We start from the raw sequence: 21122 nt of genomic DNA, 5'->3' as shown, positions 1-21122 counted from the left end.
AGATAATCAGCCTTAATATTAAAACATAATTATCAGCGACAACTCAACTAAAACATCTCGCGCTAAACTGCTAGAGAACTGACAAGCTTACTCAGCACGAGTTAAAGTGGATTTGATTATGGTCAACCGTCTTGCTCAATCCCAAAGCCTTTACCTGCGGAAACACGCCGAAAATCCGATCGACTGGTGGCCTTGGTGCGACGAAGCCCTAGAAACAGCCCGAAGCGAAAATAAACCGATTTTCCTGTCAATTGGCTACTCTAGCTGCCACTGGTGTACGGTGATGGAAGGAGAAGCATTTTCCGATGGCGCGATCGCCGAATACATGAATTCGCATTTTATACCGATAAAAGTCGATCGTGAAGAACGCCCGGATATCGACAGCATTTATATGCAAACCTTGCAAATGATGACCGGTCAAGGCGGTTGGCCGCTCAACGTTTTTCTCACTCCAGACGAGCGAGTTCCCTTCTACGGAGGCACTTATTTCCCTGTAGAACCGCGCTATGGACGGCCGGGATTTTTAGAAGTTTTGCAAGCAATTCGCCGCTTTTACGACACAGAAAAAGGCAAAGTAGAAGCCTTCAAAGCAGAGATTTTAGGCAACCTCCAACAGTCAGCAGCGCTGTCAGGAGTAACCGCCGAATTAAATCGCGAACTCTTCCAAAAAGGCTTAGAACTCAACACCGGAATTATTGCGGGCAGCAACCCCGGCCCCAGTTTTCCGATGATACCTTATGCTGAGCTAGCACTGCGGGGAACGCGATTTAATTTTGAATCAAAATACGACAGCAAACAAGTCTGCACTCAGCGCGGATTAGACTTAACGTTGGGCGGCATTTACGACCACGTAGGAGGCGGATTTCACCGCTACACGGTTGATGCGACTTGGACTGTGCCGCACTTTGAAAAAATGCTCTACGACAACGGCCAAATTGTTGAGTATTTAGCAAATTTGTGGAGCGCGGGAATACAAGAACCGGCTTTTGAAACTGCGATCGCGGGCACAGTAGAATGGTTGAAGCGAGAAATGACCGCGCCAACAGGTTATTTTTATGCCGCACAGGATGCTGACAGCTTTAACACTTCTGAAGAACTTGAACCGGAAGAAGGAGCATTTTATGTCTGGACTTATGCCGAACTGGAACAACTGTTAACTGCTGAGGAATTAACAGAAATTAAAGCACAGTTTACTGTTAGTCGCAGCGGCAATTTTGAAGGTCAAAATGTATTGCAGCGCCGCCATCCAGGAAAACTGAGCGATACGGTAGAATCGGCTTTGGCTAAACTCTTTGCTGTTCGCTACGGTGGCAATCCCGATACTGTAAAAACCTTTCCGCCAGCCCGCAACAATCAAGAAGCTAAAAACGACAGTTGGCCGGGTAGAATTCCCGCCGTTACTGACACGAAAATGATTGCTGCTTGGAATAGCTTAATGATTTCGGGTTTAGCCCGCGCTGCAGCGGTTTTTGGAAATTGGGAATATCTAGAATTAGCTGTGACAACTGCTAATTTTATTTTAGATAATCAGTGGACGGATGGGCGGTTTCAGCGGTTGAATTATGACGGACAATCTGCTGTAACCGCGCAGTCGGAAGATTATGCTTTGTTTGTGAAAGCTTTGTTAGATTTGCACCAAGCGAGTTTGACTTTAGGCAACGGGGAAGAGGCAAAACAGTTGCCGAATTCTCAGTTTTGGTGGGAGAAAGCTGTGCAGGTGCAAGAAGAGTTTGATGAGTTTTTGTGGAGCGTGGAATTGGGAGGATATTACAATACTGCTAAGGATGCTAGCGGAGATTTGTTGGTGCGGGAACGCAGCTATATAGACAATGCAACTCCGGCGGCGAATGGAATTGCGATCGCCTCTTTGGTTCGCCTCGCGCTGTTGGGCCCGAATTTAGAATATCTCGATCGCGCGGAGCAAGGTTTGCAAGCTTTCAGCAGTATTGTGCAAGATGCTCCGCAAGCTTGTCCGAGTCTACTTTCGGCGATCGATTGGTATCAGCATTCTACCCTGATTCGCACGACTCCCGATCGAATTTCTAGCTTAATTTCGCAATATTATCCGACTGCTGTCTGTCAGATTGAGGCTGATTTGCCTGAAGGTGTTATCGGGTTAGTTTGCGAGTGTTTGACTTGCAAGGAACCGGCGAAAAGTCAAGAGAGGCTGTTGGAGGAAATTTTGCAAAGTCAAACGCGGGTTTAGTACCAATACTGTCTATATTATTGAACCGCGAAGACGCGAAGGACGCGAAGGAAGAAGGAGGAAGCTGGAGGAAGAAGTAGATTATCTTCTAGCAGGAAGGAAGTACATCTTCAATCGGCTCCTCAATCTTCTAAAATCTCAACTAAGTTTTCCATTGTTACGTCGCTTGGACTTAGCTTTACTGGTTAGACGGCGCTTGACGACGGTAGCGATAGTTAGATGTCAAAAAATGCAAATACTTTCCGGCGGCACGGCAACTCGAACGCTGTCGCCGACTTGATATCGCTGCAAGTCATCTCTGTGCAAGTTTTGTCGGCGAAGGGCGATCGAACTTTTAGCAGTCAACCGCACCGTATAGCGCGTGTCAGTGCCAATATAAATAGCCTCTTCTACTATTCCCGGCCAGCTATTTTCAGCGTCATAATTAGCCGGATAAATAGCAGCTTTTTCCGGCCGCAGCACCAGGGTAACAACTTTCCCAGCGGGCATATCTTCTGCTGTCGCCACTAACACGGGCAACTGCTGGTCAACCAAGACAATTATTTGATTGTTTTGCTTTTCTACTACTTGCCCGCTTAAAAAATTGCTGTCGCCAATAAAATCAGCAACAAACCGCGTTTTAGGATATTCATAAATATCCACAGGTGTCCCTACTTGTTGCAGTTTTCCTCCATCCATCACTGCAATTCTGTCCGACATTGTTAGTGCTTCTTCCTGATCGTGAGTCACATAAATAAACGTAATTCCCAATTTGCGCTGCATTTTTTTTAATTCTAACTGCATCTCTTTACGCAATTTTAAATCCAGCGCTCCTAGGGGTTCATCCAACAGCAAAACAGACGGCTGTTTGACTAATGCTCTGGCTAGTGCTACTCGCTGCTGCTGTCCCCCGGACAGTTGGCGGGGATAGCGTTTTCCTACCTCGGTTAACTGTACTAATGCTAAGGCTTCAGCAACGCGATCGCGAATTGTTTTCTGAGGCAAATTCTCCATTTCCAACCCAAAAGCGACATTTTGTGCTAGTGTCATGTGCGGAAATAAAGCATAATTTTGAAATACCGTATTTACTGGGCGGTGAAACGGTGGGCGATTTTGCATCGGTTGGCCGTGAATGTAAATTTCGCCCGCTGTGGGAATTTCAAAACCGGCAATCATTCGCAAAGTTGTAGTTTTGCCGCAGCCCGAAGGGCCGAGTAAAGAAAAGAATTCTCGGTCGTAAATTTGCAGGTTGATGTTATCTACAGCTAAGAAATCTTGACTGCGGACACTTTTAAACACTTTGGAAACTTCTAAAACTTCGACAGCGTGCATTGTGTTAGTATGTCTTAGTTATGACTAATAAAAATTTGAACTCAATTCCGGTTAAATAAACATAAATTATCTAGGGGCTGGTTCATCCAAATCTCTAATACAAACTAAAAATTTAAGTAAACCCGCCCCGGCGGAAACCTGTGTGATAGCGTTTCTCAAGCGTGGTGAGATATGCCCTATGCCCTATGCCCTATGCCTTATGCGAGATAGTACCTCATGTTACTGAGAAAGGTTATATATCTACTTTCCAGCCCCGGCTTTAACTTCCGTCCAAGCTCGATCGTACAATGCAGTTGCTTTCCCGACATCCTGCAATAATTTCATTTTGCCAAATACCTCAGCCGGCGGGTAAATTTGAGGGTTTTTCAAATCTTTCGGGTCGATTAAACCTTGATCGATTGCTGCTTTGTTGGGCGATCCGAAGTGGGTAAAATTGGAAATTTTGGCGCCTACTTCTGGCTGCAAAATAAAGTTAATAAATTTCTCCGCTAACTCTTTCTGGGGCGCACCTTTGGGAATGGCCATGTTGTCAGAAAAAATGATGGTTCCTTCTTTGGGAATAGCGTAACGGAGATTAGGATTTTCTGTCATCACTTGGAAAATATCACCGCTCCATTCCATTGCCAAATTTACTTCTCCTTGATCTAGCATATTTTGCCCGGTGTCGGGGACAAAAGCTGCAATGATATTTTTACTTTTAATCAGCAAATCGCGGGCTTTGTTAATCTCTTCGGGATTTGTTGTATTTGGGTCAAATCCTAAATACATTAAAACTCCTGCTAATGTGTATCTGGCATCGTCTTGCCACGCAACTTTTCCGGTATATTTCGGGTCGAACATCACCCCCCAACTGTTAATTTCTCCCTGGATTGTTTTCACGTTGTAGCCAATCCCCATGGTTCCCCACTGGTAGGGCAGCGAATATTTATTTCCTGGGTCAAAAGCTTGATTTATAAACTTAGGTTCTAGGTTCTTTTGGTTGGGAATATTGTTTAAGTTCAGCGGCTCAATTATATTTTCTGCGATCATGATTTTCACCATGTAATCGGCGGGAAATATTAAGTCGTAACCGGGGTTACCCTGTTTGAGTTTGGCATAGAGTGCGTCGCTGTTCTCGAAAGTGTCGTATTGAATTTTAACATTGTTCTCTTTCTCGAATTGGGCGATCGCTTCTGGGGCGATATAACTTGCATAATTGTAAATGCTGAGCACTTGCTGTTGGTTGCCACCTGTGGGGCTACAGCCGAAAGCCACCGTTGCACTCATCACGAACAAAAGTAGGAAAGTCAGGAGGCGTTTCATAGGTTTTGTTAGTTGCAGACAAAAATAATTATGACACAGAAAGCAATTCTTTTAACTTTTCTGAACTTTTAACGATGATACAACCAACAACAAGGAAGCCAACAACATCAAAGTTGAAATGGCATTAATCGCTGGCGTCACTGAGAATTTTATCATGCCGTAAACAAATAATGGTAGCGTCATGGAACCGACGCCAGTGGTAAAAAATGTCACCACAAAATCGTCCAGCGACAGAGTAAAAGCCAGGAGTACTGCGCTGAAAATAGCGGGCCAAATTAGAGGGAGAGTGATGTGCCAAAAAGCCCGCCATTCGTTAGCGCCTAAGTCAAAGGCTGCTTGTTCTAATTGAGGATCGAGTTCCGCCAAACGCGCCCTGACAGTAATAGTCACAAAGGAAATATTAAAGACAACATGACCGATAATTACAGTAGATAAGCCGAGATTGAGGCGAATTCCCGTAAGATTCTCTACGATCCGAAATACTAGGGTAAAGAAAACTAGCAACGAAATGCCGATCGTAATTTCGGGCATAATAATCGGCAAAAACAGTAAAGCTTCTACAGCTTTGCGCCCCGGAAAATGAAAGCGTTCCAGTGCTAGGGCGAGCATTGTACCAAAAACGGTTGCTAGCACAGTCGAAATAGCTGCAATTAGCAAGCTGTTGTTGAGTGCTGTCCAGATTCCGGCACTGCTACTCGTAGCAATCGTCGCGCCTGCATTGCTAAACAAACTGCGATACCAATCGAGGGTAAAGCCGCGCCAAACGGCATTGAATCTGGAGGCGTTAAAGGAGTAAATAATTAAGATGAGAATTGGCAAGTAAAGAAAGGCAAATGCTAGTGCAGCTTGTACCCAAAGCCACTTTTTGCCGATCGCCCGCACGAGCAAGTCTAGTTTTGTTTTAGTCATTAGTCATTAGTCAATAGTCAGTAGTCATTAGTGATTAATCATTAGCGCATCTTAACCTAAACGCAGGGTACAACGATTCGTGTATACCTTACCTTATTGAGTTTCGTCAGAGACGCGGAAGTAAATTAACACAGGAATCAATATGATTACCGTCAACAGCATAGAAAGCGCCGAGCCAAAAGGCCAATCGCGGGCTTTCATAAATTGATTTTGAATCACATTTCCCACCATAACTGTTTTAGAACCGCCCAATATATCCGGTGTAATGAAAGCGCCAACAGCGGGAACAAAAACTAAAATAGAGCCTGCAACAATACCGCGAGTTGTTAATGGTAAAAATACGCGCCAGAAAGTGCGAATATCATTTGCCCCTAAATCGTGAGCTGCTTCTACCAGTGAAAAATTGAATCGTTCTATGCTAGAATATAAAGGCAAAACCATGAAAGGTAAATAGCCGTAAATAAGACCGATCGCCACAGCGAAAGGCGTAAAAAGCAAGTTTAACGGTTCGCTAATAATTTGCAGGCTTTGCAAGGCTGTGTTAACTACTCCTTCGCTACGCAGCAGTATGATCCAGGCGTAGGTTCTCACTAAAAAATTAGTCCAGAATGGAATAATTACCAGCAAAAGCAAAGCATTTCGCCAGCGAGGAGAACGGGTGGCGATGAAGAATGCTAGGGGATAGCCAACTAACAAGCAAGTGGCTGTTGTTAGAAAAGCCAGCCAGAGCGATCGCCCAATTACTCCTAAGAAAAGTCCACTGAACAAACGCTGGTAGTTGCTGAGAGTAAATATCCAAGTAACGCCCCCGTAAGTACCGCGTTCTAAAAAACTATACAACAGTACAATTAGCACGGGCAAAATGAAGAAAATCATCAGCCATGCCGTAGCGGGAAATAATAGCAGCAACAGGTTAGTTTGCTGGCGGTTTTTGACACTCATTATTCACTCAAGCGAAATTTAGCACATAATTCAACACATTTTATATCAAATCCGGATTTTATGAATTATGTCATCATTAATAAATTATCAAGAGGTACGCAATGTCAGCAGAATCGTCAACCCCAAAAATAGTCGTCGTCGGTGCAGGATGGGCCGGTTTAGGCGCTACCTATCACCTAGCCCAGCAAGGCTATGATGTCACCCTGCTAGAAGCAGGCCCTTATCCGGGTGGGTTAGTTGCGGGGTGGAAAACCGCCGGCGGCCGTTCCGTAGAAGCAGGTATTCATGGCTTCTGGTATCCCTACAAAAATATCTTTTCCTTAGTCAAAGAATTAGGACTCGATCCCTTCACGCCTTGGACTCGTTCTTGTCAGTATTCACCCGCCGGATTGGAAGTAGAATCGCCGATTTTTCAGGACGAACCGCGGCTTCCCACACCGTTAGGAACCTTTCTTTACACGCGATTTAAAAGGCTGCCATTAGTCGATCGGCTTTCAGCCTTACCCTTACTCTACGCCGTCCTAGATTTCGACAATTCCGACGAAGCTTGGCGCAGGTACGATCGCGTCACAGCCCGCGAATTGTTCAAACAGTTTGGTGTTTCTGCAAGGCTGTACCGCGATGCTTTTGAACCGATGTTATTAGTAGGTTTATTTGCACCAGGAGAACAGTGTTCGGCTGCCGCCGCTTTGGGAATGCTCTATTATTTCATATTAGCACACCAACCAGATTTTGATGTAGTTTGGTGTCGCGGAACTGTCGGAGAAAAAATCTTTCGTCCCTGGGTCGAACGCTTGGAAAAACTAGGCGCTAAAGTATTGACACAGCAGCGAGTTACTGACTTAATAGTTGACAGCCACAACCGAGCAACAGGCGTTGTTTGCGGCGAACAAACCTTCGATGCAGATGCAGTTATTTTTGCAGTTGGCGTCACGGGAATGCAAAAAATTATCAGCAGCAGCCCAGCTTTGCAAAGTCGCCCAGAGTTTCGGGATGCGATGAATTTGGGTGCAGTGGACGTGTTAGCTGTTCGCTTGTGGTTTGACCGAAAAATTGACATTCCACTGCCTTCTAATGCCTGTTTTGGATTTAGTTCAACTACAGGTTGGACGTTTTTTGATTTGAATGCTTTGCATGACGAATTCCGATCCGAACCGGGAACAGTTATCGAAGCAGATTTTTATCACGCAAATCAATTAATTCCCCTGAAAGATGAGGAAATTGTTTCCCTAGTTCAGCGGGATTTAGCGACTTGCATTCCGGCTTTTCGGGAGGCAAAAGTAATTGACAGCAGCGCGATTCGGCTGTCGCGGGCGGTGACGCATTTTGCCCCTGGCAGCTATCAGTATTTGTTGCCTGCGGTAACAAGTTATGATAATGTATTGATGAGCGGCGATTGGGTTGTGACCCGTCACGGTTCTTGGTCGCAGGAAAAAGCTTATGTTACTGGTTTGGAAGCGGCAAATTTGGTAATTTCGCGTTTCGGCATCGGAAACAAAGCTGCCATTATTCCTGTGGAAGCTGACGAACCGCACATTCAAATCGGGAGAAAGATTAATCAGTTTACTCGCAGTTTGACTAAAACATTCATTCCCGATTTTTGGCTGCCATAAGAATAAGCAAGTTCAGCAAAGGATTCGGTAACGGATTTAACGGATGTCAGAAAGAAGGAAGAAGGAATTTCTTGCTTGAAGCGGTAAGGTGCGCACTGCGCACCCTACATATAGACTAATAACCAATGACCGCTGACTGATGATACTATTTTCAAAAAAGAATACAACTGTAGACAAGCTCAAAACCACGAGCTTCGTCAGTCATAGCCAATCTAAAATCTAAAATCTAAAATCTAAAATGGCATGACTATCGCCAATAAGGTCGGCCCTTCCAAAAAACTCCCACCGTAATTCCTATTAGTGCAGTTTCTGATAAACTTGCTAAAGAAGCAGGTATGGGTAGGAATGATTTTAAAACCAAACCCAAGAGCAGGCACAAAACTAAAACCCACAAACTAATTCGGTTGAGCAAAAATTGTTGTTGCCAATACTCTAAAAAGTACACTGCTAAAGCTCCCATTCCCACTGCTGCTGCAAAAGGTATCAATATACCGAGGGAGGAACCGTAGAGAAGCGTCAACCCGTTGCGGATTGCCCGCGATTGCGTGAAACCCCAGGCTAAAAATAGCTCTAGTCCAATCACGATTGAGTTGACGAGGGCGGCAATTTGCAGCATTTCTCGCCAAGGTAAAAGTTTTAAGCGCCACAGAAAATTACTCACGATCGGCAGATTACGTAGGTTGCTTTGATTTTATAACAGTTTTGCTCTGGCGATCGACCTTTGATGACAATTTGTGAAGTAAAATAAAGATATAGAGCGGTCTCTTGACAAATTCACCCAGAGTACGTGCCTATTAGTTGTTGGAAGCGTGAAAGGAAAAAAGTTATGGTGGAGAACACTGTCGATTGTGCTGTAGCTTGCGTCAATGGCTGCGTTCTGGGCGACAAGTGCCCGAAGCGGGAATACGCACAAGCAACGTCCAACTTTATTGAAAATACTTCTCTGGATAAAATGCTAGAAATAGCAGAGGAAGCAGTGAGAAGGAAACGGACGGAACCCCCCAAATGGGTAATTCCTGACTTTCCCGAATAGAATTAGCCTCCCTATTAAAAAGCGATCGCCCTTTTCAAACGGGCGATCGCTTTTTGTATTCCCAATGAAATAGCTGAGCCGAATCAATATATTTCCTGGGATAGAAGCTACAAGCTTAAATAGCAACTACGATACCGAGTAATTATAGCCATCGACAATTACTAAAAACAATTCAGTTAAAGCCAAATTCGGACATTTTAAATTTAATTGAATAAAAAAAATAGGAGCAAGTATCGTGGCACAACCAAAGAAAAGCAACGCAAAAAAAACAAAAGAACGCAATAATTTGGGCGACTTACCTCAAGAAATTACCGAATCTTACGGTACCGGCGTCATCGATCAACCGGGGGTGAGCCAAGACGACATAACAACCCTGCAGGACAGCAGTTCGGACTACTCTTCCACCAGTTCCCAAATCGGCGGCGAGGATGGCGATCCGGCTGCGGAACAAGAAAGTGCCACTGGCGAGCAATCGGTGGGCGGAACCGCGCCTACTCCCGACCTGGATATTGTTGACGAACTCGGAGCCTCTGCGGGCATAGAGATGGCCGATGGCGCTATTTTGAACACAACAAATATGCTTGAACATCGAGATGAAAGTCGCTGGGAATTAGACCCTAGTTCTGCAGAAGATTATCAGGAACGACCGGATTTCTAGGTCTATTTGGTACAAAAAAATAGGGACTATAATAGGAGCGGGTTCACCAGTATTTATACTTCATACGCCAAGTATTTGTAAATTCGCTCCTCATCACTTTTGCTCTTGCCACACATATCCAAATCCCCGAACAGTATGCAGTAGGCGTTTTGAGTTACTTACTTATAAATTAATTTGTAAATAACGAATATCTAGTTAAATAATGTTTGGCTCGCCATAAAATCGTAAACCTAGACTTTTTATACAATCCAGTCGCGGGTAAGGAATTGAGGGCAATTTGGCAGCATAAATTATAAGAAATCAAACTCTTTTGCAGTGTATTCAATTAGTTAATCACCTCGCTAAATTTTAGTGGTTAAAACCTTCAAGATTATATATTCAAATTATAACTTATCCGGGTTGTTTGTTTGAGTTAGGCGCAGATGTGCTTTCACACTCGCTAGGAGTTTTTCAATACTGAAAAACTAGTAACATATAGGCTCAAAGTGATGCAGGGAATTAGTGGCTAAGCGGCACTGACATTACCGCCAGCAGTTTTCATTTCCCTGAGAACAAGGTAATTGTAATTCTTCCATTGCGTAATTGAGAAAGTTGTACCTCGCGCAATAGACAACTGCTATAGCAATCCTTGCAGGAGCCGTAATTTTTTGACCCCACCCCAACCCTCCCCTTATCAAGGGGAGGGAGTAAGAAATTCACAAATGATGCGAGGATGGCTATATATCTTCTGTTTATCAACATTTCTGGTGAGTTACCCTTCATAAAGCGTGTTTGTAGTTAGGGCTTCTATCCTCTCTATAGGGACGAATAATCGCTATTAGTCCTGGCTACAAACTTACTGTGCTTAGATCGCCGGGTATGATATTATGTATCGCAAAAACCGGGTTGATGAAGCCAACCCTCTTCAACAAAAAGGTGCTGTATGGAATTTAAAGATTTTCTGGCTTTGCTGCATCCTATTTTAGCTGTAGCGATTGTTTTTCCTATGCTTGGTATTGTTATCAATATGGGGTGGCAAACCATGCAGCGTCGGAAGCAAATAGCGATCGACACCAAGAGCAAAATTCCACCTGTAGTCGGTTCAGAGCACGTCAAAGCAGGTCGAATTCTGTCAGGTTCAGTGGTAGGAGTGACTTTGTTGGGTCTAGCCTACCCGATTTTTGAGCATATTTTGAGCAAGGATGTTTGGAGCAAAAACTCGTTTCAGGTCATTTTCATTGTGCTGATGTTTGTTGCAACTATTGCCTCTTTGGTGATGCTATATCGAGCAACACCCGCTTTATGGCGCGGCATATTTGCAACGCTAACAGGTACTGGTTTGGTGATTCTTGGCACTCAAGATGGCGTTTATCGGCGAACCAATGAATGGTATTGGTCTCACTACTACATTGGGATCGCCGCTGCGCTAATTATGGTTTTCTCCCTTGCCATCATTCAAGACATTTACAAAGACCGCTCAAATCGCTGGCGCACTATCCATGTGATCTTGAACTCGATCGCCGTGCTGCTCTTTCTGGGACAGGGAATGACCGGAACCAGGGATTTATTAGAAATTCCTCTGAACTGGCAGAAACCCTATATTTATAGCTGTGATTTCGCCAATAAGACCTGCCCAAAGCCGTGAGCGATTGCATTACTTCGAGATTCAAGTCTAAAATTAGTCTAAATTAGAGCAGTAAACCTGGTTTCTGAATGTAACAAAGCCCTGGTAATCACAGGAATGAGAACGAGAAACCTAGTTTATGATGCCCGGATTGCGTCAGCCCTAATCAGCCACCAATCTTAATCATTGCGAGTCAAACCCTGAAGGCTAACTTGCAAAATCGACAAACCCAAAATTAGCAAAAACAAAACCAGCCCGATCGTACAAGCATAGCCAATTTCCAAGTCCTTAAAAGCCCGTTCGTAAAGATAATAAACAACCGTCTTAGAACTATTGCGGGGCCCGCCCTGAGTCATAATATAAACTTCTTCAAAAACCTTAGTAGCAGAAATCGCCGAAATTACCGCTACCAAAACTAGATACGGCTTCATCAGCGGCACAGTAATATCCCAGTGCTTTCCCAAACCATCAGAACCATCAATAGCAGCCGCCTCATAAAGTTCTGCCGGAATAGCTTGCAGCCCTGCCAAATAAATCACCATGTAATAGCCCAATCCTTTCCAGATAGTAACCGCCATGACGCTAAAGATTGCTAACTTCGGATTAGCCAGCCAAGAAACAGGAGGCAAACCCAACAATTCCCCCAACTGATTCAGCAGTCCAGTCTCAGCAAACAGCCACTTCCAAGCAATCCCGGCGACAACCATGGAAATCACCGCCGGCGTGTAGTATGCTGCTCGAAACCAGTTCATCCCCTTAAGTTTTTGGTTGCACAAAATCGCCATTCCCAACGGCACAACAACCAATACAGGCACAACGCAGGTGAGATACAGCAGCGTATTCGTCAAAGTTTGCCAGAATGTGCGATCGCCCCACAACCTGTTAAAATTCTTCAAACCCACCCACTGCGGCATTTGAGTTAAATCATATTCGTAATTAGTAAAACTCAAATAAAAAGCTTGCACCGCCGGCCACAAAACAGTCAAACTCAAAATAAATAAAGCCGGAAGCAAAAACAAATAAGGCGTCAAGGAGCGTCGGGAAAAAGTCACAGACATAGTAATTGGTAATTGGTAACTTTACTCGTTAACAGGCTCTGCCTGGTAACGCATATCCGGAGGCTCTGCCTCCAATTTTCCTACTAACAAGCGAGGCAGAGCCTCTGGACATTAATTCCCAGGCTATGCCTGGGAACCACTTATAAAACTCGCATTTGTAGGGTACTATTCGGCGCACCGGCACTGAGTCCTTGAAACGATTTCTTGTCCCCCCCTTATTAAGGGGGGTTAGGGGGGATCTAGACTTCGACCCTACAAATAATAATTATTTAACTCCCGCAAACAAAGCCTGCCAGTCTCCGGGAGAACTACCATTTTCCCCCTCTTTCACCTCAAAAGTAACGTTGCAAGCTTGCGGTTGTTCCAAAGCCTGCACACACAATTCTGCAATATCTTCCCGACTGACTTTGCCCCTAATATTGTCTCCTTGCTCAAATATTAAAGCTTTGCCTCCCGGTTCTTCAGTCAAAGCGCAAGGTCTGACAATAGTATAAGGTATGCCGCTCGATCGCACACAATCTTCCCCTTTCAACTTCCAAGTCAAAATCCCCCCCAACATATCATTCATCCTGACTGCAGGCGGTTCTTCTTCCAAGTTAATTCCCGGGCGACCGGGGCGGGTAACTCCTGCCGAACTCACCATCACAAATCGCGGCAAAGTCTGTCCCCCATAAGCTTTAATAGATTCTAACTCGATTTGAAAAATACCCGGTGTAAATTTCGGGTTTAACGCGCCATCATATTCAAATTTGCTCAACATTAACTGAAAAGAAAAAATACTGCTGGCATCAAATTTGGAGCCATCTTTGACAGTTTTGGCGCGAAATACTGGAATTAACTCATCAAAGGGAATGGTGATAGTAATCCAGATATTGTAAACAGTATCAAACGAATAGCAATAGCCAATTCCATCCCATTTAGATTCGCTGCGAACAATTAATTTGTAGCGCTTACCGTCCCCTTTGACGCGCAGGTAGAGGCCACTAAATCCTGCGAGATTAAGCGGAGGATCAAAGTTGCGGGTACGCACCGAAGCAAAGCCGCCCGAGTTGGCAGTAGAAACATTGCCTGTGAATATAGCAGTATTGTCTGTCAGCCGGATCGAACTTTCGCTAGTTCCACCCATCACGATGTCGTCCAAGGCACCCCAAGTTTCTTTTAAATCTTGGCTGGGTTTTGTGAAGTCAAAAATTATTTTTTCGCCTGCTTGAATTAGCTGGCGGCGAACAGCTTGGACTAAATTATTGATGCCTTTGTATTCGACTATTTCGGGAACATCCACCACTTCCGGCATATAAAATTTGATGCCTTGATAGTATTTTTCCCTGGTTGGGGTGTCTCCTTCTATAGGTTGAACTTTAGTGCCGGTACAGCAGATAACTGCTTCCACGCCCTCGGTTACTAACGGTGTTAGCGTCTCTGGCAGAGTAATATCTCCTTCAACTAATTCGAGATTATTGCCGAGAATTTCTGTTGCTCTTTTAGCATCTCTGACGAGGCAGCGTACTTTATATCCCCGCTGTTGCAGCCGCTTGACAACTCGCTTCCCGACGCCGCCGGTGGCACCGGCTACCAGTATCAGTTTGGGTTGGTCTTTTTTACTGTTGCTGCTGCTTCCAAAGAATTGTTGTAGCCAGCTAATGCTGCCAATGAAGGGAATGACGCCGAAATAAGCCAAGGTTTTGAGAAACCGGCCGGCATCCCATTGGGCGGTTTTTTTTTCAGTCATATTAGCTTCCTCTGAATTGGCTCAAATCTACTTAGCTGCTTTTGTATTTTAATCGAATTTTCGATTTGTGAATTGGGTCGATTTCCTAATTTCGGGATAGCTTCGCTAGCGCGGACTTTTTTTCACTTGACAATGGGTGTGGGATGAGTTTGGCTCAAGGGAATCTCAATAATCAACTCCGTTCCCTCTCCGGGGGCTGAAATGCAAGTCAATTTGCCGCCGTGTTGTTCTACCACAATTTCATGGCTAATCGCCAAACCTATCCCCGCACCTTTGCCCACAGGTTTTGTGGTAAAAAACGGCTCAAAAATTTTCTGGCGAACTTTTTCTTCCATGCCCCAACCGTTGTCCTCGATCCGAACTGCTACGGCTTTTTCTCCGGGACAAAGTTCAGTCACAATCCGAATTTGTCCGCACTTAACTGGCTCTTCGCCGCCGCCCTGCGGCGATAAATTATTGTTGACAAAGGCTTCTTCGAGAGCATCAATTGCATTTGCCAGTACATTCATAAATACTTGGTTGATTTGAACTGCGTAACACTCAACCAAAGGCAGAGAGCCATATTTTTTGATGAGATGAATTGCTGGGCGATCGGGCTTCGGTTTGAGTCTGTTGCTCAAAATCAGCAAAGCACTGTCTAATCCGTCGTGAATGTCAACTGGTTTAATCTCTGCTTCGTCAATTCTAGAGAAATTTCGCAGCGACTGAACTATCTCGCGGATGCGGTTAGCTCCTACTTTCATTGAACCCAGCAACTTGGGTAAGTCTTCAACTATAAACTCTAATTCTACTGCTTCTATTTGTGCTTGAATTTCTGGCGAAGGCGAAGGATAGTGGTGCTCGTAAAGCTGCAATAAATTCAGCATTTTGTGACTGTATTCGTTGGCATAACTAAGATTTCCGTAGATAAAGTTAATCGGGTTAGTGACTTCATAAGCTACCGCCGCCACTAACTGTCCCAAACTTGACATTCTTTCACTTTGCACCAATTGAGTTTGCGCCCGCTTAAGCTCGGACATTGCTGTTTTTAAATGAGCTGTTTTTTCGCGTTCTCTGGCGACTGATTCTTCTAATGCTGTATTTAATTTTTCGAGTTTGGCTACTTGGCGTAGCACTATATTAATCATTGCTTTTTTCAGTTCCAATGCAGCCTCAATTTCGCATTGTTTCCAAGGCAACGATTTGTACCTCACATTTTCTTTCCACAGCTCGAAGGATTTCCGAGGAGACAGTCGAGGGTTGCCATCTTCATCGGTTTCAACTGGTTTGTTAGGGTTGCCCGCCCAATTTACGGTCTTAATTACTTCGGGGCGAAACCACAAAATGTATATTTTCTGAGTCGGCGATATTGCTATAGCCAAACACCCGCTAGCCGTGTCTTTAAATTCCTCAGCTTCAGGATAGCATTTGGTCAGCGAGTCTGTATAAAAAATTTCTTTATTTAAATGCTTTTGCACCCACTGAGTTAAGTATTTGAGGGATTCTCCTTGAGGTGTTTGCCCGACTCGATAGCAATTGTCCCCAAATACTATTGCTGCTCCTTGGGCGTTGACTGCTTCTAGCAAATTATGCTGACATTTAACTAACACTTGTGACAAGTTTTCGGACGTGGATATGTCTTCAAAAATCTTGGTCTGAATCGATTTCAAATGTAATTTGTAGTCGTAGTCTTCGTTTCCTTCTTTTGATTGCAGTTCTAAGGACATTACTTGCCCGATAAATTCGCAAGCTGCGCGCAATTCATAGTTGAGGTGTCTTGGTGTATAGTTGTGGCAAGCAATCAATCCCCACAGTTTTTTGTCTTTGATTAATGAGATTGACATCGAAGCTGCAACGCCCATATTTTGCAGGTATTCTATGTGAATGGGAGAAACGCTTCTCAACACGCTGAAACTGAGGTCCCGAGACTGGGTGGTAACAGCATTGTTTCCTGAAACAAGGGGGACGGGTTGATAATTGACATCGGGGATCAACCTCAGCCAATTTAACGTATACAGTTGTCGGGCTTGTTTGGGAATATCTGAGCTGGGGTAGTTTAATCCCAAGAAAGGACTTAGGTTTTCTGCTTTAGCTTCAGCGATCACAGCGCCGTTGCCTTCGCAGTCAAATTGATAGAGCATAACTCGATCAAAACCCGAAATTTTTCTGACTTCTTCTACAGTTACTTGAGATAATTCTTTGAGATTTGGGGCGCTTTGAATTTTACTGACAGTGGCTCTCACGGAATGATAAAAACTAAAAACAGAAATATTTTCTGGGTTTCTGGCTAATTCCAACTCGACAATCAATACTTCTTGTACTCGGTGGAGAATGCAATCAAATTCTAAATATTTACCTTTGTTTGTGACAGAGAGTTTAATGGGATTAACGGTTTTTAAGTTTTCATTACGCAAACAAAGATTGAGTTTTTTTAGTTGAACTCGATTGAATAATACGCTCAAATTTTTACCGATCGCACTTTGTGCATCAATTCCCAACAAATCTTGCGTATTTTCGCTGACTTGCAGTATTTCTAGTTCAGGTTCTTGTACCACAAGTAGCACCCCGTGTGGCTGAATGTGCCCCGATATATGAATGGGTTCTCTGTCGCAGTTTGTCAAGTCAACTTCTTCGAGTGCGGGAATTGTGATTTGTTGATCCATTTGCTTTGTCTTCCGCTGTGAAATTTGGAGAGGGTTCTATTGATTTGAGATTTGAGAGCAAATTGGCTTTTCCATAATAATCTCATATTGTTCGATCGCATAACGGCTCGATCCCTTGACGGACACGGAGAATCAATCACCCGATACTCAGCGAATCAAAAATGATTTAGTCGAAAACCAGCCTGCAGTATGTGTTGCTGTTATACCAGCCTCAGCCTTCTAGAAATTTTACCGACTTGGCTCTTCTATACTATCGCTTCCCGATGTTAATTATCATAGCAATTGTTGCCATTCTTCAAGTATGTTTAATAATTTCCCCAAACTTTAATATTTGTGGTAAAATTTTGCCTGCTGGAAAAGGGGGAGAGAAATGCGTCTCCAGAGCGGCCTATTTACTGAAATATTAAGTTAAGGTAAGGGTGACAAGATCTGAAAGTCAAGTCACGCTAAGCTCTTTAAGTATACCCAACAGGCCCGACAATTAGACTGATGATCGACTTCAATACAGTTAATGAATTTTCTCATACCTACTGCATAGCTATCTGTGCCTTTTTAGTTCCGGCAAACTTGCTGACTACTTTGCATACAGCGATTTTGATAGGACTAAACCGACCTCGAATGCAAATTTGGGCGTCTGTGGTTGTGGCCAGCGTTTGGGCTACAGCAATGATATTTCACGTTTTCACCTGGTTCGCGATCGGGGTAGTCATGCCTCCGACATACATCTTGCTAGTTATGGGAATCACTTGTCTGACAATCAATGTCTGGGCGATCGCTCATCCTGCAAGCATGATGCAATTAATTCGAGTTGGGGTATCAGCGGTTAGGGGAGGTTTCAGAAGGAAGAAGGATTTAGTTATCTAAAAGAGCAAGCTCTAATTATTTAGGAACTCAAAAAGAATTGGGCACGGGGGTATTCTGAAATGTTCCAGGGGAAATATTGGTTTCAGAAGAAAGTTTTTCGGGTGGCAAATCGTGCTTCCGAGGGCTGAGTTTTCAGCCGTTATTCCGGTTCGCGATCGCGACAATCTTCTGTTTCCGGGCCGCGGGGATGGATCGTGCAGTTGAGCAGGTAGCCGCCGTCGCTTCTGCCGTAATAGTAGCGGCATCCGATGCAAATTGCGGGAGGTTCGATCGCACTTTGGTAAACCGGATAATCCGCAGTCGCCAGCAGCGAAAAGTCGCGCTGCGTCTGGACATTCCCGATAATAGCGCCGGAGAGTTCGACAGCTTCGCGGATGTTTTCGATCCTGGTGTAAGGCGGCAGGTAAATGTCAATACAAAGGCGTATGCCCTGGCTATCCTGATCGTGGCGGGTAAAAGTGCCTCCGAGCAAACCGACGCGCGAAGCAATAGCCGAGGAAAATTCGCTCAGGGAGGTGCAGTAACCGGAGAAAACATGAATATGTTCGTCCGTAGTAGCTCTCACAGTCAGCCGAGTGGGAATTCGCAATCTCAGGTAAGCGTCGAGTTCGTCAAAAACCGGTTCGGCGAGGGAGAGCATTTGGTTTGCGTCTTCGTGGTTGAGCCCAAAACCCTTAGAAACCTTTGACACGAGGGCTACTAAAATATCAAAAACTTCGGTTAAGAGCGATTGTAGCCTGCTATCAATGGCGATCGGACATTCTCTGAGCAGTTTTAAATAATCCTCCAACCTATGAGCAATGCGCTGAATGCTGCTAAATCCGAGCATAGCTGCTCCCCCTTTAATCGAGTGCGAGGCTCGGATGAGCTGGTGTATTCTTTGGGGAGCTGGCACGGTATTTTGCAGATCTTGCAAGCCTTGTTCGATAATTTGGATCTGTTCTGTGGCTTCTTCGATAAAGTAGCCGATGATGCGCTGTAGTTGTTCTGGCAACATAATTTTATTCTCCTAAAGGCAGCCGAGTATCATTAGTCCATTAGTCATTAGTGATTAGTCTGAAATTTGATAGTTTGGAACCAATATTTAAGCGACGAGTTATTTTTGTTTTTAAGCCCTAATCTGTTTTATTCTGACTCACGGCAACGGTAGTGGCAATGTTGAAAAATGTTAACTCTTAACTGTTGACAGTGATTTTTTTTGCTCCGACGGTAGCGGTTGCTACCCCCAACAGCAGCACCGCAGCACCTGCGAGTACCGCCGGCGCGGGTACTTCCCCAAACAGCAAATAACCCAACCAACTCGCCCCAACCGGTTCAAACAAGATGGCAAGAGTTACCAGAGTTGGGGAAATCTGCACTACGGCCCAGTTCAAAATGGTGTGGCCGACTAACTGAGGCAAAGCGGCCGTTAGCAAAATATAAAAATATACAATGTCGGGGTAGTTAGTATAAGTAGTGCCAAAGGCGAAGGGGAGAGGCAGCAGGACGATCGCAGCTACAGTATAAGCGATCGCGATATAGCCACCAATTCCCAGTCCCCGCCGCTGAGCTTCCCGGCCCAGCAGCAAATACAAGCTGACAGCCCAGGAACCGGCCAGAGCCAGGAAATCGCCAAGCAGTTGGCTGCTGCCAGCAGGGGCTGCGCCCGTGCTTCCGAGGGCGATCGCCATTCCCCCAGTCAGGGCTATAGTAATGCCAGCGATCGACATTTTGCTGAGTTTTTCCCCGAACCAGAAGCGCGACAAAAGCGCTACCCAGACAGGATTAGTGGTGACAAGGGCCGTCGAGGCGGCGATCGAAGTATAAGAAAGTGAGGTAATCCACAGCGCAAAGTGCAGGGCGAGACACAAACCCGCAGCAGCAGCATAGCGCCGAGCTCCCGGTTGCAAGGCGTTCCACTGAATTTTCCGCCAAGCAGGAAGCAGAATTACAGCAGATAAAGTCAGACGAGAAGCCGCAAGTACCATACTGAAACCAAAGCCGCCCGCCCCTGCTTTCAAGTTAGCCAGCCGAATTAAGATTGAGGAAGTTGAGACGGCTAAAACGCCGATAATTAACACTAGGGCGATCGACCAATTAGGTGCTTGTTTCGGAAGATTCATTTTTTAGCCATTGGGCATTGGGGATTGGGCATTGGGAAAATTTACAAAGCAATTTTCGCACAAATTATGGATAATTTCTATTCTCTTCCTTCGTGACAAGAGCCATAACTCGGCGTTTTGCTAACGGGCATTCGCGGTTTGTAAAAAAAAACAGACCGCTCATCATGAAAACTTACGACACTCAAAAAAACTCAATGTAGAGCGTACCTAAAATTACCTGACCTCTGTTATAGTTTCAATATCGCAAAAAACAAATTACCCACTTACAATTTATAACTATCTATGGCTCCTACAGTTTTGATTACAGGCGCTTCTCAAGGAAGCGGCAAAGCAACAGCAATTTTATTTGCAAGTAAAGGTTACGATGTAGTTATGGTAGCTCGCCAGCCAGAGAGATTGGCAGCAGCAGCGGCTCAAGTGCAGCGAGAAGGCACTGCGGCTGTAGCTATTCCAGGGGATGTTGGCGACATTCAACAAGTGCGCGCGATCGTCCAAAAAGCCCTAGATGCCTGTGGCAACATCGATGTTGTGGTTAACAATGCTGGCATTTGTCTGACGGGGGCGATCGAGCACACTACCTCCGAAGACTGGCAGCAATTAATGAATACCAATTTTTGGGGCTGCGTTAACACAATTCAAGAAATTTTGCCACATTTTCTGCAACGAAAAACAGGGACAATAGTCAATGTTGGTTCTATTGGTGGCAAAATGCCTTTGCCTCAAATGACTGCTTATTGTGCCAGCAAATATGCAGTAACCGGTTTAACAGAAAGTTTGCGATTGGAATTAGCGCCTCAAGGTATTCACGTTTGCGCCGTGCATCCGGGCCTGATTAATAGCGATTTTTTAGAAAGAGCTCAATTTCGCGATCGAGACGAACCCGCAGTCGAATTGCGCCGCCAGCAAATGAGCAAAATGCTGAAATCTGAGTGGGCAACTCAGCCAGAAGATATTGCTAAAGCTATCTGGGATGCTGTGAAAAATCAGCGTGCAGAAGTTACCGTCGGTCCTGCTTTTTTGGCATCGGAAGCTTATCGCTTGTTCCCAGGTTTGATGCAGTGGGCAATGGAAAAGGGCAAGTTGTGAGACTAATTGGTAATGGATAATTGGTAATTGGTAAGGTACCCAGGGCGCACCCGACAAATTATTA

Annotated in this window: 17 protein-coding genes; 7 read left to right on the top strand and 10 right to left on the bottom strand. The window is 44.7% G+C overall.

The features are described from left to right. The first annotated feature begins 118 nt into the window (after positions 1-118). Complete coding sequence (locus QUA23_RS01760; RefSeq protein WP_333075671.1) at positions 119-2206, top strand: thioredoxin domain-containing protein; 2088 nt, start codon at positions 119-121, stop codon at positions 2204-2206. 222 nt (positions 2207-2428) lie between these two features. On the opposite strand, the gene QUA23_RS01755 is transcribed toward QUA23_RS01760, so the two are convergent. The 4 genes from QUA23_RS01755 to QUA23_RS01740 form a co-directional block, all read right to left on the bottom strand. Next, complete coding sequence (locus QUA23_RS01755) at positions 2429-3517, bottom strand: ABC transporter ATP-binding protein (RefSeq protein ID WP_333075670.1); 1089 nt, start codon at positions 3515-3517, stop codon at positions 2429-2431. Between the two features lie 240 nt (positions 3518-3757). Next, a complete protein-coding gene (locus QUA23_RS01750) occupies positions 3758-4819 on the bottom strand; it encodes a spermidine/putrescine ABC transporter substrate-binding protein (RefSeq protein WP_333075668.1) in 1062 nt (353 codons plus the stop codon). Positions 4820-4870: 51 nt separating this feature from the next. Continuing rightward, the gene (locus tag QUA23_RS01745; RefSeq protein ID WP_333075666.1) at positions 4871-5728 is read right to left on the bottom strand and encodes an ABC transporter permease; all 858 of its coding nucleotides are present in this window, start codon (positions 5726-5728) and stop codon (positions 4871-4873) included. A 93-nt stretch (positions 5729-5821) separates the two neighbouring features. After that, a complete protein-coding gene (locus tag QUA23_RS01740) occupies positions 5822-6670 on the bottom strand; it encodes an ABC transporter permease (protein ID WP_333075664.1) in 849 nt (282 codons plus the stop codon). Between the two features lie 101 nt (positions 6671-6771). Between QUA23_RS01740 and QUA23_RS01735 the strand changes: the two genes are divergently transcribed. Then, the gene (locus QUA23_RS01735) at positions 6772-8283 is read left to right on the top strand and encodes an FAD-dependent oxidoreductase (RefSeq protein WP_333075662.1); all 1512 of its coding nucleotides are present in this window, start codon (positions 6772-6774) and stop codon (positions 8281-8283) included. A 247-nt stretch (positions 8284-8530) separates the two neighbouring features. Here the strand turns inward: QUA23_RS01735 and QUA23_RS01730 are convergent, their stop codons facing one another. After that, the gene (locus QUA23_RS01730) at positions 8531-8944 is read right to left on the bottom strand and encodes a peptide chain release factor 1 (RefSeq protein ID WP_333075661.1); all 414 of its coding nucleotides are present in this window, start codon (positions 8942-8944) and stop codon (positions 8531-8533) included. A gap of 165 nt (positions 8945-9109) precedes the next feature. On the opposite strand from QUA23_RS01730, the gene QUA23_RS01725 reads away from it, so the two are divergent. From QUA23_RS01725 to QUA23_RS01715, 3 genes are all read left to right on the top strand, one after another. Next, positions 9110-9316, top strand: coding sequence for a hypothetical protein (locus QUA23_RS01725; RefSeq protein WP_333075660.1), 207 nt, complete (start codon positions 9110-9112; stop codon positions 9314-9316). 235 nt (positions 9317-9551) lie between these two features. Then, positions 9552-9974 (top strand): DUF6335 family protein, encoded by a 423-nt coding sequence (locus QUA23_RS01720; RefSeq protein ID WP_333075658.1) that lies wholly within the window; start codon positions 9552-9554, stop codon positions 9972-9974. 922 nt (positions 9975-10896) lie between these two features. Further along, on the top strand, positions 10897-11598 hold the full coding sequence (locus tag QUA23_RS01715) for a DUF4079 domain-containing protein (RefSeq protein ID WP_333075657.1): 702 nt from the start codon (positions 10897-10899) through the stop codon (positions 11596-11598). A gap of 158 nt (positions 11599-11756) precedes the next feature. Here the strand turns inward: QUA23_RS01715 and QUA23_RS01710 are convergent, their stop codons facing one another. The 3 genes from QUA23_RS01710 to QUA23_RS01700 all read right to left on the bottom strand — a co-directional run bounded on the left by QUA23_RS01710 (position 11757) and on the right by QUA23_RS01700 (position 17006). Continuing rightward, on the bottom strand, positions 11757-12635 hold the full coding sequence (locus QUA23_RS01710) for a sugar ABC transporter permease (protein ID WP_333075655.1): 879 nt from the start codon (positions 12633-12635) through the stop codon (positions 11757-11759). A 265-nt stretch (positions 12636-12900) separates the two neighbouring features. Beyond that, positions 12901-14364 (bottom strand): CIA30 family protein, encoded by a 1464-nt coding sequence (locus QUA23_RS01705; RefSeq protein WP_333075653.1) that lies wholly within the window; start codon positions 14362-14364, stop codon positions 12901-12903. Between the two features lie 122 nt (positions 14365-14486). Then, on the bottom strand, positions 14487-17006 hold the full coding sequence (locus QUA23_RS01700; RefSeq protein WP_333075652.1) for an ATP-binding protein: 2520 nt from the start codon (positions 17004-17006) through the stop codon (positions 14487-14489). Between the two features lie 489 nt (positions 17007-17495). On the opposite strand from QUA23_RS01700, the gene QUA23_RS01695 reads away from it, so the two are divergent. Beyond that, the gene (locus QUA23_RS01695) at positions 17496-17870 is read left to right on the top strand and encodes a hypothetical protein (protein WP_333075651.1); all 375 of its coding nucleotides are present in this window, start codon (positions 17496-17498) and stop codon (positions 17868-17870) included. Between the two features lie 139 nt (positions 17871-18009). On the opposite strand, the gene QUA23_RS01690 is transcribed toward QUA23_RS01695, so the two are convergent. Next, positions 18010-18867 carry an Hpt domain-containing protein gene (locus QUA23_RS01690; RefSeq protein WP_333075650.1) on the bottom strand — a complete coding sequence of 286 codons (858 nt, stop codon included), beginning with the start codon at positions 18865-18867 and terminating at the stop codon, positions 18010-18012. A 178-nt stretch (positions 18868-19045) separates the two neighbouring features. Next, a complete protein-coding gene (locus QUA23_RS01685) occupies positions 19046-19972 on the bottom strand; it encodes a DMT family transporter (protein ID WP_333075649.1) in 927 nt (308 codons plus the stop codon). A 282-nt stretch (positions 19973-20254) separates the two neighbouring features. On the opposite strand from QUA23_RS01685, the gene QUA23_RS01680 reads away from it, so the two are divergent. Further along, positions 20255-21058, top strand: a complete 804-nt coding sequence (locus QUA23_RS01680) for an SDR family oxidoreductase (RefSeq protein ID WP_333075648.1) — start codon at positions 20255-20257, stop codon at positions 21056-21058. Positions 21059-21122 lie beyond the last annotated feature (64 nt).

Origin of the sequence: Microcoleus sp. Pol1C5, from assembly GCF_036701115.1 — a bacterium.
Taxonomy (GTDB): Bacteria; Cyanobacteriota; Cyanobacteriia; order Cyanobacteriales; family Microcoleaceae; genus Microcoleus.
The sequence above is the reverse complement of the archived record's forward strand: the minus strand, read 5'-3'. Positions and strand labels throughout refer to the sequence as shown.